This is a genomic window from Nocardioides koreensis (genome assembly GCF_039531775.1).
Classification (GTDB): domain Bacteria; phylum Actinomycetota; class Actinomycetes; order Propionibacteriales; family Nocardioidaceae; genus Nocardioides; species Nocardioides koreensis.
This window is the reverse complement of sequence record NZ_BAAAQR010000001.1, coordinates 568,444-582,378: the sequence shown is the minus strand read 5'-3', so window position 1 is coordinate 582,378 and position 13,935 is coordinate 568,444. Positions and strand designations below refer to the sequence as shown.

At 71.4% G+C, this 13,935-nt stretch carries 13 protein-coding genes and 1 pseudogene; 7 read left to right on the top strand and 7 right to left on the bottom strand.

The annotated features are described in order from the left end of the window. Positions 1 to 13 precede the first annotated feature (13 nt). From mdlC to ABD268_RS02795, 5 genes are all read left to right on the top strand, one after another. On the top strand, positions 14 to 1,636 hold the full coding sequence (gene mdlC / locus ABD268_RS02815) for a benzoylformate decarboxylase (protein WP_344147236.1): 1,623 nt from the start codon (positions 14 to 16) through the stop codon (positions 1,634 to 1,636). A 35-nt stretch (positions 1,637 to 1,671) separates the two neighbouring features. Continuing rightward, positions 1,672 to 2,949: an MFS transporter gene (locus ABD268_RS02810; RefSeq protein WP_344147233.1), complete on the top strand. Its 1,278-nt coding sequence runs from the start codon at positions 1,672 to 1,674 to the stop codon at positions 2,947 to 2,949. Next, complete coding sequence (locus ABD268_RS02805) at positions 2,946 to 4,424, top strand: aldehyde dehydrogenase family protein (RefSeq protein WP_344147230.1); 1,479 nt, start codon at positions 2,946 to 2,948, stop codon at positions 4,422 to 4,424. The genes ABD268_RS02810 and ABD268_RS02805 overlap by 4 nt, the downstream gene beginning before the upstream one ends. A 95-nt stretch (positions 4,425 to 4,519) precedes the next feature. Next, entirely contained in the window at positions 4,520 to 5,620 is a 1,101-nt protein-coding gene (locus tag ABD268_RS02800; protein ID WP_344147227.1) for an FUSC family protein, read from the top strand. A gap of 22 nt (positions 5,621 to 5,642) precedes the next feature. Next, on the top strand, positions 5,643 to 6,290 hold the full coding sequence (locus ABD268_RS02795; protein WP_344147224.1) for a response regulator transcription factor: 648 nt from the start codon (positions 5,643 to 5,645) through the stop codon (positions 6,288 to 6,290). A 29-nt stretch (positions 6,291 to 6,319) separates the two neighbouring features. On the opposite strand, the pseudogene ABD268_RS02790 reads toward ABD268_RS02795, so the two are convergent. Beyond that, positions 6,320 to 7,756, bottom strand: a pseudogene (locus ABD268_RS02790) (alkaline phosphatase D family protein). 199 nt (positions 7,757 to 7,955) lie between these two features. Beyond that, positions 7,956 to 8,873, bottom strand: coding sequence for an alkaline phosphatase family protein (locus ABD268_RS02785; protein WP_344147221.1), 918 nt, complete (start codon positions 8,871 to 8,873; stop codon positions 7,956 to 7,958). Positions 8,874 to 9,044: 171 nt separating this feature from the next. Here ABD268_RS02785 and ABD268_RS02780 point away from each other — a divergent pair, with 171 nt between their 5' ends. Next, a complete protein-coding gene (locus ABD268_RS02780) occupies positions 9,045 to 9,176 on the top strand; it encodes a hypothetical protein (protein WP_344147218.1) in 132 nt (43 codons plus the stop codon). A gap of 43 nt (positions 9,177 to 9,219) precedes the next feature. Here ABD268_RS02780 and dtd read toward each other — a convergent pair whose 3' ends face one another. The 4 genes from dtd to ABD268_RS02760 form a co-directional block, all read right to left on the bottom strand. Continuing rightward, the gene (dtd, locus tag ABD268_RS02775) at positions 9,220 to 9,651 is read right to left on the bottom strand and encodes a D-aminoacyl-tRNA deacylase (protein ID WP_344147215.1); all 432 of its coding nucleotides are present in this window, start codon (positions 9,649 to 9,651) and stop codon (positions 9,220 to 9,222) included. 21 nt (positions 9,652 to 9,672) lie between these two features. After that, positions 9,673 to 10,674: a CAF17-like 4Fe-4S cluster assembly/insertion protein YgfZ gene (gene ygfZ / locus ABD268_RS02770; RefSeq protein ID WP_344147213.1), complete on the bottom strand. Its 1,002-nt coding sequence runs from the start codon at positions 10,672 to 10,674 to the stop codon at positions 9,673 to 9,675. Further along, on the bottom strand, positions 10,667 to 11,086 hold the full coding sequence (locus tag ABD268_RS02765) for a Fur family transcriptional regulator (RefSeq protein ID WP_344147211.1): 420 nt from the start codon (positions 11,084 to 11,086) through the stop codon (positions 10,667 to 10,669). Before ABD268_RS02765 ends, ygfZ begins: the two co-directional genes overlap by 8 nt. Before the next feature lie 119 nt (positions 11,087 to 11,205). After that, positions 11,206 to 11,700, bottom strand: a complete 495-nt coding sequence (locus ABD268_RS02760; protein WP_344147208.1) for a heme-binding beta-barrel domain-containing protein — start codon at positions 11,698 to 11,700, stop codon at positions 11,206 to 11,208. A gap of 28 nt (positions 11,701 to 11,728) precedes the next feature. Between ABD268_RS02760 and ABD268_RS02755 the strand changes: the two genes are divergently transcribed. Beyond that, the gene (locus ABD268_RS02755; protein WP_344147205.1) at positions 11,729 to 12,091 is read left to right on the top strand and encodes a DsrE family protein; all 363 of its coding nucleotides are present in this window, start codon (positions 11,729 to 11,731) and stop codon (positions 12,089 to 12,091) included. A 63-nt stretch (positions 12,092 to 12,154) separates the two neighbouring features. Here the strand turns inward: ABD268_RS02755 and ABD268_RS02750 are convergent, their stop codons facing one another. Then, positions 12,155 to 13,894: a DUF4012 domain-containing protein gene (locus ABD268_RS02750; RefSeq protein WP_344147202.1), complete on the bottom strand. Its 1,740-nt coding sequence runs from the start codon at positions 13,892 to 13,894 to the stop codon at positions 12,155 to 12,157. Between the last annotated feature and the right edge of the window lie 41 nt (positions 13,895 to 13,935).

Genomic DNA, 13,935 nt, shown 5'->3' with positions numbered 1-13,935 from the left:
GGGGATCAGCTCCGTGCCCACCACCGTCCGCGACGTCACCCACGACCTGCTGCGCAGGAACGGCGTGACGGTCCTGTTCGGCAACCCCGGCTCCAACGAGCTGCCGTTCCTGGCCGGGCTGCCGCGCGAGGTGCGCTACGTCCTGGGCCTGCACGAGGGCGTGGTGATCGGTATGGCCGACGGCTACGCCCAGGCGTCGGGGCGGGTCGGCGTGGCGAACCTGCACGCCGCCTCCGGCACCGGCAACGCGATGGGGGCGCTGACCAACGCCGCGGTCTCGCGGACCCCGCTGCTGGTCATCGCCGGCCAGCAGGTCCGCGACACCGTGGGCCAGGAGGTGATGCTCGCCAGCACCGACGCCGGGCTGCTCACCCGGCCGCTGACCGGCTTCAGCGCCGAGCCGCTGTCGCCCGGAGACGTCCCGCGCACGATCGCGCAGGCGCTGCACGAGACCAGGGTCGCCCGGAGCGGGCCGGCGTACGTCTCCGTGCCGTACGACGACTGGGACCGGCCGGCGCCCCCCGGCAGCGCGCACCTGCTCGACCGTGTCGTCCGCGACGCCACGCACGTCGACCCCGCCGTCGCGGCCGACCTCACCCGCCGCCTGCGCGCGGCGGAGCGCCCGCTGCTGGTGCTCGGCCCGGAGCTCGACGGCCGGATCGGGTACGACCCGCTCATGGCCCTCGCCGAGCACCTCGGCGCCACGGTCCACGTCGCGCCCTCCCCGCACCGGCTGCCGTTCCCCAACCGGCACCGGCTGTTCGGGGGCGTCCTCCCGGCAGGCGTGCGGTCCGTGGCCGCGGCCCTCGCCGGCCACGACCTGGTCCTCGTCCTCGGCGCGCCGGTCTTCCGCTACCACCAGCACGAGCCGGGCGAGCTGCTGCCGGAGGGCACCACCCTGGTCCAGGTCACCGACAGCGCCTCGGCCGCGGCCCGGGCGCCGATGGGAGAGGCCGTGGTCGCCGATCCCGCCGCGGTCGTCGAGTCGCTCCTCGACCTGCTGGGGGTCGACGTACCCGCCACGCTCGCCGCGGACGCCTCCGACCGATGGACTCCCTGCGACGCGCCCGCCTCGGCCCACGACGCGCTGCACCCGGCCGAGGTGTTCGCGACCCTGCGCGAGACTCAGCCCGCCGACACCAGCTACGTCGTGGAGTCGACCTCGACCAACGCCGACTTCTGGGCGCAGATGGACCTGCGCCATCCGGGCAGCTACTTCTTCCCCGCCTCCGGCGGCCTCGGCTTCGGGCTGCCCGCCGCCGTCGGGGTCGCGCTGGCCCGCCCGGACCGGCCGGTCGTGGCCGTGGTCGGTGACGGGTCGGCCAACTACGGCATCACCGCCCTCTGGTCGGCGGCCCAGCTGGGCGTCCCGGTGACGTTCGTGATCCTGCGCAACGGCAGCTACGGCGCGCTGCGCTGGTTCGCGGGACTGCTCGGCACCCCCGACGTCCCGGGCCTCGACGTGCCCGGCATCGACTTCGTCCCCCTCGCCGAGGGGTACGGCGTGCCCGCGGTCCACGTGAAGGACCGGTCCGCCCTCGCCCACGAGCTGTCGCGGACCCCCGAGGGCCCGCGGCTGCTCCAGGTCGACACCTCCCTGACCACCCCGGAACCGGCGTCGCAGGACGTCGGGTGACCGGGCCCGCAGGAACCCCGAGAAGGAGTCATCCGATGACCGCCACCACCGGCGACCCCACCCCGCGCGTCGCCACCCCCGGCTGGACCCGCGCCCTGTGCTGGGCGACCGTGACGCTGGAGGGCTTCGACATCGTGGCCCTGAGCGCCTCGCTGCCGACCATCCTCGGCACCGAGCACGCCGGCATCGGGAAGGCCGAGGCCACCTTCATCACCACGATCTCCCTGGTCGGCATCCTGGTCGGCGCGCTGCTGGTCGGCCCGATCTCCGACCGGATCGGCCGCAAGGTCTCGCTGATGGGGTCGATCGCGCTGTTCTCCGTGCTCACCCTGCTGGTGCCGTGGGCGCCGGACGTCTCGGCGTTCGCGGCCCTGCGCTTCTTCGCGGGCATCGGCCTCGGCGCCTGCATGCCGGCCGCGCTGACGATGATGAGCGAGACGGTCCGGCCCTCGCAGCGCGCCCGGGGCACGACCCTGGCGATGACCGGCTACCACACCGGCGCGATGCTCACCGCGCTCCTCGGGCTCGTCGTGATGCCCACCTGGGAGTGGCTCTTCATCATCGGTGGCGTGGTCGGCCTGGCCGTGCTGCCCGTCATGTGGGTCAAGCTCCCCGAGACCAGCGAGCGGGTGCTGGCCCGACGCTCCGGTGAGCCCGAGTCCCAGCGAGTGCCGCTGTCGGCCGTGCTCCGGCAGCCCTTCCTGGTCGCCAGCGTCGCGACCTGGGTGGCCTCGTTCATGGGCCTGCTGCTCGTCTACGGCCTGATCTCCTGGCTGCCCACCATCATGAGCGAGGCCGGCTACAAGCTGTCCACCTCGCTGGTGATGCTGTTCCTGCTCAACCTCGGTGGGGTGGCCGGACTGGTGCTGGCCGGCTTCGTCGGCGACGCCCGCGGCATCCGCCCGAGCGCGATCGGCTGGTTCTTCGGTGCCGCGGTCTTCCTCGGCCTGCTCAGCGTGAAGATGCCGACGCTGCTGCTCGACGTGGCGGTCTTCGTCACCGGCGTGTTCGTGTTCAGTGCCCAGGTGCTCGTCTACGCCTGGATCACCCGCAGCTACCCCTCGGACATCCGCGGCACCGCCCTCGGCCTGTCCTCCGGGATCGGTCGCGTGGGCTCGATCGTCGGCCCGACCATCACCGGGGCCCTGGTGACTGCCGGCATCGCCTACCCGTGGGGCTTCTACTTCTTCTCCGCGGTGGCGCTGCTGGCGGTGGCGGCGATGATCGCCGTGCCCCGCGGCCTCGAACGCTCCGAGGCCCAGCACGAGGCCGCCGGATCCCGCAGCCACGACACCAAGGAGGTCCACTCGTGACCACGACCCACCGCGACCCCGCCACCGGCACGGCGCCCTGGACCGACCGGATCTTCTCCGGAAGCTTCGTCGAGGGCCGCGGCGAGCCGAGCCCGGTCGTCGAGAAGGCCACGGGCGCCGTCCTCGGCTCGGTGGGCTCGGCCACCGCCGACGACCTCGACCACGCCGTCGCGACCGCGCACGCCGCCCAGCGGGCCTGGGCGGACGCGCCGTACCAGCAGCGTGCCGAGGTCCTGCTGCGGGCGGCAGCGCTCCTCGAGCAGGAGCCCGAGCGGCTGCATCCCTGGCTGGTCCGCGAGGCCGGCTCCGCGCCCGGCAAGGCGGCCTTCGAGCTGGGGCTCGTCGTGTCGGAGCTGCGCGAGTCGGCCGCTGCCGCAGCCGCGCCGTACGGCCAGGTGCTCCGGTCGAGCAAGCCCCGCCTGTCGATCGCCCGGCACGTCCCGGTGGGCGTGGTCGGGGTGATCTCGCCGTTCAACTTCCCCGGGATCCTGTCCATGCGTTCGGTCGCGCCCGCGCTCGCGCTCGGCAACGCGGTGCTGCTCAAGCCCGACCCGCGCACCACCGTCGCCGGCGGGATGGCCCTGGCCCGGCTGCTCGCCGACGCCGGGCTCCCCGAGGGACTGCTGCACGTGCTGCCCGGCGGCCGCGAGCTCGGCGAGCGGCTGGTCGGCCACCCGCAGGTCCCCTGCGTGTCCTTCACCGGCTCGACGGCCGCCGGGCGCGCGATCGCCGCGGTGGCGGCGCCGATGTTCAAGAAGCTGCACCTCGAGCTCGGTGGCAACAACGCCCTCGTCGTGCTGCCGGACGCCGACCTGGAGGCGGCGGCGTCGGCGGGCGCGTGGGGGTCCTTCCTCCACCAGGGCCAGATCTGCATGACCACCGGCCGGCACCTGGTGCCGCGGCCGCTGGCCGAGGAGTACGCCGCGATGCTGGCCGCCAAGGCCGACGCCCTGCCCGTCGGCGACCCCTGGTCCGGTGAGGTGGCGCTCGGCCCACTCATCGACGCGACCCAGCGCGACCGGGTGCACGAGCTGGTCACGGGCGCGGTCGCGCAGGGCGCCCGGCTGGCCGCCGGCGGGACCCACGACGGGCTGCTCTACCGGCCCACGGTGCTGGCCGGGGTCTCCCCGGACCAGCGGGTCGCCCGCGAGGAGATCTTCGGCCCGGTCGCGCCGGTGATCGCCTACGACACCGTCGACGAGGCGGTCGCGCTGGTCAACGACGACCCCTACGGGCTCTCGGTCGGGCTCCTCAGCGGCGACGCGATGGCGGCGTACGAGCTGAGCAGCCGCCTCGAGGTCGGCATGGTGCACGTCAACGACCAGACCGTCGACGACGAGGCGGTGATCCCCTTCGGCGGGATCAAGGCCTCCGGGTCCGGCGGCCACTTCGGCGGGGCCCGGGCCAACCTCGAGACGTTCGGCCACCTGCAGTGGGTGACGATGCAGTCGGAGATCGAGCGCTACCCGTTCTGACGCCGCACCCGGCCCGCCCCGCGCCGCCCGCACGTCCCTCACCCGCAGGTGTGAGGGACGTGCGCGCGCGGGGGCCCGGCTGAGAGCGTCGCCGGATGTCGTCGCCGTCCGGAGTCCGCCAGGCCGGCGCCCGCGCCCTGCCCGCGGCACGCCGCTGGGCCGCGCGGCCCGAGCTCCACACCGACCTGGCGCAGGTGCTCAAGACGGTCATCGCCACGGTCGTGGCCTGGCTGCTCGCGGTCAAGGTGCTGGAGCTCGAGCAGCCCTTCCTGGCGCCGTGGGCGGCGCTGCTGACCGTGCACGCCACCGTCTACCGGACCCTGTGGCGCGGCGCCCAGTCGGTGCTCTCCACGATGGTCGGCATCCTGCTCTCCTTCGCGGTGGTGCAGCTGTGGGGGTACGGCGCGCCGAGCCTCGGCCTGGCGGTGCTGCTCGGGCTGCTGGTCGCCCGGACCCCGCTGCTGCGCGACGAGGGGGTCACCGTGGCGACGACCGCGTTGTTCGTGCTCACCGCCGGCTACGGCAGCCAGGAGCAGCTGCTCCTGCACCGGTTCCTCGACACGGTCGTCGGCGTCGGCGTCGGGCTGGTCGTCAACCTGGTCGTCGTCCCGCCGCTGGACGACCGGCTGGCCGAGCGGGTGCTCGACCGGGCCGCGGCCGACCTCGGCGCGCTGCTGGGCCGGATGGCGGGTGAGCTGCGCCCGGACATGGAGGACGCCGTCAGCCGGGCCTGGATCGCCGAGACCCGGCGCATCGACGCCCTCCTCGACGAGGCCGAGTCGCACCTCGGCTTCACCCGGGAGAGCCGGTGGGGCAACCCGCGCCGGCGCCGGTCCCGGCGTACCACCGACGTCGAGCAGGCGACCGCCCTGCTGCTGCGGCTCGAGGACGGGGTCACCCACGCGCGCGCGATGGCCCGCGTCGTGGACGAGGCGACCGGGCAGGGTCAGGCCTGGGACGACGACTTCCGGGCCCGGTGGACCGGGTTGCTGGAGCGGACCGCGCTCCGGCTCGTCGACGCCGACCGCGACGTCGACGACGTACGCACCGACCTGGACGAGCTCACCCACGACCTCTCCGGGGAGCGCCTGCCCGGGCTGCCCTGGCCGGTGTACGGCGCGCTGGTCACCGCACTGCGCAGCACGGCCACCGCCGTCGACGGAGTGGTCGAGCGACGCGCCGACCTGGCCGGCTGAGCGGGCTCCTATGCTGCAGGCCATGGGACAGGCTGCGGTGCGCGTCGCCGTCGTCAACGACTACGAGCTCGTGGTGGCCGGCATCGCCGGGGTGCTCGCGCCGTACGCCGACCGGGTCGAGGTCGTCGAGCTCGACACCCGGGTCCCGGTGCAGGCCGAGGTCGACGTGGTCCTCTACGACTCCTTCGGGCAGTCCCAGGGGCGCCGGCTGGACGTGACCGGGCTGCTGGGTGACAGCCACGCCAAGCTCGTGGTGTTCAGCTGGAACACCGACCCGGAGCTGGTCGAGCAGTCGCTCGAGCGCGGCGCCGCGGGCTACCTCACCAAGGGGCTGACCGGCGCCGAGCTCGTGGACGCCCTGGAACGGGTCCACGCCGGCGAACGGGTCACCCCGCTGCAGACCCCGATGCGCGACGGGGACGACTTCGGACGCTGGCCGGGGGCCGAGCACGGCCTGAGCGCCCGCGAGGCCGAGGTGCTCGCGCTGCTCTGCCAGGGACTGGGCAACCAGGAGATCACCGAGAAGGCGTTCCTCGGGATGAACACCGTCAAGACCCACATCCGCACGCTCTACCGCAAGATCGGCGTGCAGAGCCGCACCCAGGCGGTGCTCTGGGGCATCGACCACGGCTTCCGCCCGGACCGGTCCCGCCACATCCGCGAGGACTGAGGGCAGCTTCCGCGGCCACCGGCCGCGGCTCAGGCGGGCTCGAGGGTCATGCTGAAGAGCGTGGAGCCGGTGAGGTCGCGCAGCGAGACCGTGAACCGGCCGTCGGCCGCGATCGCGCCGTGCCCGAAGAACTGGTTGCCGTGCCGCGGCGACTGGTTCGGGTAGTCGGCCACCTTCTGGAAGACCACCTGCGGGCCGAAGGTCGCGTCCAGCTCGTTCGGTCCGAAGGTGCCGGCCGCGACCGGGCCGGCGACGAACTCCCAGAACGGGTCGAAGTCGGTGAACGCCGCCCGCGCCGGGTCGTAGTGGTGGGCCGCGGCGTAGTGCACGTCCGCGGTCATTCACACCACGTTCTTCACACCGTGCCGCTTGAACGCCGACAGCACCGCGGCCAGCTCGAGCTCCTTGCCCAGCGGCGCGCCCGGGTCGCGGTTGGAGAGGCTCTCCTGATTGACCGTGCCGTCCGGGACGACCAGGCCGAGCGGCAGGTCGGCCGCGATCACCTTCCACGTCGCCTTCGACGCGGCGACCTCGCGGATCAGCCAGTCGACCTGCTCCTGGCCGAGCAGGTGCGTCTCCTGCTGCTCGAGCCCGGGGGTGTTGGGGTCCTTGAAGGTGCGCATGTCGAGGCAGAACACGTCGAGGTGCGCACCGCGGGGCACCTTGCGGTAGATCCGCGCGGGCACGAACCCCGAGTCGCCCCTCGCCGGTCGACCGGCGCCCTTCGTCGGTCGAGCCTGTCGAGACCCGATCGGCATGTTCTCCTGCCACGCCTGCCGGGCCCGGGCAGCGAGCACGTCGATCCGGCGCTCGGTGTAGCGGTCGTCGTCGAGGATCTGGCCGGGGTACCAGTTGTTGTGGGTCTCGTGGTCGTCCCACTGCGAGATCAGCGGCACCTCGGCGTACATCGCGCGGACGTTGTCGTCGAGCTGGGTGTAGCGGTGCCGGCCGCGGAACTCGGTGAGCGTCTCGGCGACCTTGCTGACCTCCTCGGTCACCAGGTTGTGCCAGACCTGGCCGTCGGGCTCGGTGACCTCGGCCTGGATCGGGCCGTCGGCGTAGACCGAGTCGCCGGAGTGCAGGAAGAAGTCGGGGCGGGTCTGGTGCATCGCCCGGTAGCCGACCAGCCCGCCGAGGTCGGGGTTGATGCCCCAGCCCTGGCCGCAGGAGTCCCCGGTCCACACGAACGTGGTCGCCGCCGGATGGAGGGCAGCGGTGGAGAACGTCGCCCGCCGGGTCTCGCCGCGGTGGCCGTCCTCGTCCTCGAACCACAGGTCGACGGCGTACTCCCGCCCCGGTGCGAGCCCGTCCAGCTCGATCTTGGCGGTGTAGTCGGTCGCGGCGCTCGCCCGCGGGCCGAGCTGGTGCCAGGAGCGGCGGCCGCTGGAGATCTCGGCGACCAGGCGGCCCGGTCCGTCCGCGCGCGCCCAGAGCACGCCGGAGCGGGTGGTCACGTCCCCGCTCATCACGCCGGAGGGGAGCGTGAGCCGGCGGCGCACGAGGGCGGGGGAGGCGGCGCGGGCGGCGCCGGCCAGGGCGGTGCCGCCGAGCGCGAGGCCCGCGGTGGAGGTGAGCAGGGTACGGCGGCCGAGATCAGTCATGGCCGCGATGCTGGACCGGCCGGGTGGCCACCCGATGGTGGCTGGGTGCTGCCGGGGTGAACAGTCAGTTCACGGGCAGCCCGAACGCCTTGGTCATCGACGGCGCGCGCTTGGCCCTGTGCAGGTACGGCAGGCCGGCCACGTCGTCGTAGAGCCGGGTCAGCGAGTAGTGGTTGAGCCGCTTGGTCACGACGTGGTTCTTCTGGCTGCGGTGGATGACCACGGTCAGCACCCGGTTGCCGCTGCTGCGGTCGTCCTCGTCGGCGGTCAGCACCACCGCGAGCCGGCCGGACTTCCAGTCCGGGCCGGCGAAGACCTTCGCCATCACGGACTTGAACCACCGGTCGGCCTTCTTCAGCGTGCCGTCGTGGGCGTCGTGCTGCAGGTCCGGGATGACCATCCCGACCCGGGGCAGGTCGCCGGCGGTCACGTCCGCGCCGAAGCGGGTCATCGGTACGTCGTGGGCCCGGCAGCCCTTGCGCTCGTTGACGAAGTAGGCCCACGGGTTGTGCTTGACCGCGTAGGGGCCGCTGGGGGTGGTCGCGCACCTGCTCGGCATGCTCTGCGCGTAGAGCCCGGCGGTCCGGCCGCGGGCCAGCGCCTGGCCGAAGACGGACTTGCCCTTGAGCCGGTGCGCCGACGGGTCGGCGTCGTCGGTGACGCCGTAGGTCTTCCCGCCCGCGATCGCGAGGTAGTTGGGCAGCGACGGGTGCGTGATCGCCCGGTAGCGCGTGGCGTAGCCGTACTTCTCGGCCAGCCCGAAGGTGTAGGGCATCCCGTTCTTCATCTGCGCCAGCGAGTGGTTCTCCTCCACGAACACCAGCAGCTTGGTCACCTTGGTCGACGCCTTGGCCGCGGGCGCCTGCTGCGAGGCGGCCACCGGCGTCGCGGTGTCGTGGGCCGCTGGCTCGGAGCCGCAGCCGCTCACCAGGAGACCGGCGAGCAGGACGGCGCTGACGGACGCGTGGTGGAGAGCCTTCACTCCTCGAGGCTAACCGACGGGCTCGGCGGCGGGCCGGACTCGGCTTGTACGGTGGAGGCGCACCTGGCCCGAACCCTCGCTGCTGAGGGGATTTGGGCGTTTCCGCCGCAAGCCCGGGAGAGGTGACAGCCTTCTCCCGCTGATGTCATCTCGGGGGGAGGGGGCACCTATATGTATGCGCTGCGCAGGCGCGTCCGCACGGTCGAGCAGGAGCGCCGCAAGAGGCGCCTGGAGCTGATCGGCCTGATGGTCGTCGTGCTCGTCACGCTCTTCCTGGTCTGGAAGGCCATGCAGGCCGGCTGACAGGTCGTTGGTCGAGCAGGTTGCGCAGCAACCGTGTCGAGACCTATTTCGGGCTCTCCAGGATCAACGTCACCGGCCCGTCGTTCACCGACTCCACGCGCATGTCGGCGCCGAAGACGCCGCGCTCCACCCGCGCCCCGAGCCGCTCGAGCTCGGCGCACACGGCGTCGTACGCCGGTTCGCTCACCGGCCCCGGGGCTGCCGCCTGCCAGGTGGGACGCCGTCCCTTGCGCGCCTCGCCGTAGAGCGTGAACTGGCTGACCACGAGGATCGGCACCCCGACGTCGGAGGCGGACTGCTCGTCGCGCAGCAGCCGCAGCTCCCACACCTTGCGCGCCGTCCACGCGATCTCGGTCGGGCCGTCCTCGTGGGTCACCCCCAGGTAGACCAGCAGGCCGGGCTCCTCGAACGCACCAACGATCTTCCCGTCGACGGCCACCGAGGCGCCAAGAACTCGCTGGATAACCGCGCGCATCGTCTGCGATCTGTCGTACGGCTAGCGGACCCGCGGGCTAACGTGCAATCCCACCTCGGGGTCGACGAGGACCTCCTGGGCAGCGGCGAGGCTATCGGCGTCGAGTTGGGCATCCAGCGACACATTGCGCTTGACCATTGCCAACGCGATCGGACCGAGTTCGTGGTGGCGCGCCGAACTGCCGACGAAGCCGACGACCTTGTCGCCGAACTTCAACTCGGACCCGGCGGCCGGAAGTCTATTCTCGGAGCCGTCGAGGTGAAGCAACGTCAGCCGCCGCGGAGGTCGGCCGAGGGTATGCACGCGAGCCACCGTCTCCTGGCCGCGGTAGCAGCCCTTGTCGAGATGCACTGCCGGGCCGATCCAGCCGGCCTCGTTGGGGATCGTTCGGTGGTCGGTGTCGATGCCTAGCCGGGGCTCGCCGCGGGCGATGCGGAGGGCTTCGAAAGCCCACATGCCGCAGGCCGGGCCCGCAGCTTCGGCGTACCCGGTCAACTGAACCCTGGGGACGAATTCGTAGTTGTCGTACAGGCCGCGCCCGGCTTCAGGGGTTTCGAGGCTCGTCACTGGCACGCCTCGCACCTCAACCACCGGCTTCGGGCGCCAGGTGACTGCGATATCGGCAGAGACGTCGGTGACCTCGACACGCGTCATAAAGCGCATCTTGTCGAGGAACTCGATGAGGGCCGGTGCGTAGCCGGGCTCAGTGTGAGCAACGAACGCCTCGCCGTCGTCGTACCCGAAGAACGCGTGCTCCACGTGCCCGTTCGGGCTGAGGATGAGAGCACCGGTCCACAGTTGCGGCGGGAGGTCGAGGAAATACTGGGTCGTGAGCGAGTGCAGCCAGGTGAGGCGGTCATGACCCTCGATGCGCACCACGTCGCGGTGGGACAGGTCGACGAAGCCCTCCCCTGCCTCCAGGGTGCGCTGCTCGCCGTTAAACGACCCGTAGTGGGCGGCGACGTCGGCGTCGATGGCATCGCCGGCGACGGCGCCGGGCAGGTCCAGCAGGGGGCTACGCACGGCTCTCACACTCCTCACAGTGACCGAAGACGGTCAGATGCCCGACGTCAACCACGAACGCGTGCTCCTTGACCAAGTGGTCGCGGAGCGGTTGCAGCACATCAGGGTCAACGGAGACGACGCGATGGCAATTCCGGCAGACCAGGTGGAAGTGCTCGTGCTCGGCCACTGAGTGATACGTGGGTGCCCGGTCACTCAGGTGCGCGTGGCGCACGAGACCGAGCTCCTCAAGGACCTCGAGCGTTCTGTAGACCGTCGAGACGTTGACCGCTGACGACTGCTCGCGCACCCGGGCCAGCACCTCGTCGGGGGTGGCGTGTCCCAGGTCCTCGACCGCGCGGAGGATCAACTCGCGCTGGGGCGTCAGGCGGTAGCCGCTTCCTCTGAGCTTCTCGCGCCAGTCCTGGGTCATGGGGACATTCTTGCGCGTGGTCTTGACAAGCTCGACCACCGAGTGGCTACGCCTCGACTTCACTTACGGGTTTCGAGGCTCGTCGATTGCGCTCCTCGCACCTCAGCCCCGCTGGGTGGTCAGGCACGCTGGAGGCGCGCCCAGAGGTGGGGCTGAAGCTCCTGACCCACCGCAGCCATGTCGTAGGCGTACAGGAGGTCGCCCTCGACGTTGCCGTAGAGGCGCTTGCCACCGGTGTACTCCTTGGCGCTCTCGGTGCGCGCGACCGCATCCGTGGCGATCTCGAGCTTGCCGTCGCCGGCGTGGCCGTACCAGATCTCCACGAAGCCGGTGTTGTGCGTCAGCAGGACCTCGACCTTGCCGTTGGGACGGGCGCGCACGAAACCGGTCTCGATCGCCGCGTCGCGGACCTTCTGGCCTTGGTCGTCGAGGATCCAGGCACGGGACATGTAGTGGAAGAACGGCCGGCCGTCGTGGGTGAAGATCAGCTCCTGGCCGAACTGGAACGGTTCGATGGTCGGGTAGTCGCCGTGACCGTTGCCGCGCCAGGTGCCGAGCATCCAGGCGATGGGGCCAGAGTCTGGGTGGAGGTTCTCGGGGAGCTCGAACGGCATAGTCCGGGAGTCTAGTTAGTCTGCGCTCATGGCTCGAAAACTCGTCGTCAAAGTGACCTGTGGCGCGGAGGACCGTGAGCGGTGCAACCAAGCGTTCACGGTGGCTGCCTCAGCCCTCGCGGCTGGTGCCGAGGTGAGCCTCTGGCTGACGGGTGAGGCGGCGTGGTTTGCGCTTCCTGGGCGGGCGGCTGAGTTCGAACTGCCGCTGGCTGCTCCGCTCGACTCGTTGCTCGACGCTGTGCTCGCCGGAGGCCGGCTGACGCTCTGCACGCAGTGCGCTGCCCGGCGGGACATCACTGCCGCCGATGTGCTGCCTGGGGTGCAGACCGCTGGCGCTGCGGTGTTTGCCGAGGAGATCCTTCAGGACGGGGTTCAGGCAGTCGTTTACTAGCGGGGGTTCGAGGCTCGCTTCGTTCGCACAAGCAGCAGCGCGGAGGCCGAGGGCATGATGCGGTCAGCAGGCGGACTTGAAGGTGGCGTCGTTGTTGCCGGGGACGATGCTGGGAGTCATGCCGAGCTCGGGGTTGCCGGTCTGGCCCTTGCCGGTGGTCATGGTCCAGTTGAAGACGACTTCCTTGCTCGAGCTGAGCTGCGCGAAGACCACCGTCGCCGGACGGCCCCGATAGTCGACGATCTGCGCGACGTCATCCAAGGACTTGCCGTTGACCGAGATGTGGTCGATGGTGCCGCCGTACGGCCCGAAGAGCGGTATCAGGACGATCTGCTTGCCCGGGTGTACGCCGAATTGACCACCGCCGGTGAGGTATGGCGGCAGCTTGGCAGCTTCGGCCACGGAAATGTTCTGGTTCAGCGTCATGGATCCGGTCAGCGTCTGCTGGCCCGCCTGACACTTGATCGCCTTCAGGTCGGCCCAGTAGCGCAGGTAGTAGGACATCTTCGACCCGGTCCCGTCGTTGAGGGCGATGTCAACGTGCGGCGTCTGGCCGTCGTCGGCGGTGAGTGCCCCCTCGACGCGGGTGCCTGCCAGTGCCTTGCGCTCGGCAGGGTCCCGCGGCGCGAATAAGAAGCGACCTTCACGGGCTGCTCGGTCGAGTCCCTCCACGAACCGCATCGGCGAAGCAAGATCCGCGGTGCTCGCCTCGAAGATGGCTCGGGCTGCCTTGGCGAAGAGGACGTCCTGGGCGGCCGGCCCGAGATCGCGGTAGGGCCGGTTGAGCAGCTCCTCGACCGCGTTGTCGCTAGTGAGCGTCAGGTCCCCCACCCGAACGGGACCGGTGCCCTCGAGCAGGTAGGACATCGCCACCGGGTCGAGGCTGAGGACGCCGTCCAGCTGGGTGGGGTACTTCTCCTGCCACCGTGCCGTCCACAGCTCGGCAGCACGCGGGAAATCGGGTGTGAAGTTGGCATCGTGGAAGTAGGTGCCCAGCGGCTCATGATGCAGGGCAAGTTCGGCCTTGGTCAGCGGCAGGATCGGGGTGGCCCGCTCGGGGAACTCGTTGGCCGTGCCCTGCTGGACGATCTGGAGTCTGCCGTTCTCGGCATGCAGGCGTGCCCAGGAGCCCGGCAGTCCGCCGGTGGCTCGGATCTCGGCGTTGTTCTGGAAGACGAGCAGGTAGTCCCGCGGACCGTCGGCGCCGGCCACCCCGGGTAGCACCTCGGTCGCCTTCTCTGCCGACCCCAGCGCCGCCGCGGTGTCATCGACCAGGGATGCGTAGCGCTGGAAGCGCGACCTCAGGGGCCCGACGTACCCGGAGCTGTCGAGTCCTGATACATCGCCGGCTGCGGCCGCGAAGGCCCGCTGGGCCTGCCCAACCGGCTGCTGCAGGTCTCGAACGGCTGCGACGTCGATGCGGCCATCCACGAGGACGTGGTCGACGTCCTGCACGCTGTCGCTCAGCGGCTGCACGCCCTCATTGGCGATGGTGTTGAGCGACGAGCTCATCGCCTGGACGCCCGCGGCGTCGTCGCCCACCGCGGGGACGTGGGTCAGGGCCGACCACCAAACACCGTCGGTGCGATCGGCCGCCGAGCGGGCGTCGGCGCGCAGAGCAGCGACGGCAGCGTCGCGGGACGACGGATCCTTGTCGTCCAGCGAGTCCTTCAGCCGGGTGACGCTGGACTCCGCTCCTCTCAGGTCACCCTGGACCTGCCAGGCGAGCCAAGCCGTGTAGGCGACGGCGGCCCCCACCACGACGATCGGGACGATCCAGAGCAGGCGTCGGCGGTTCGGCACGCGGGAATCCTAGGGGTTCAGAAATGGCCTCGACCCCGGAC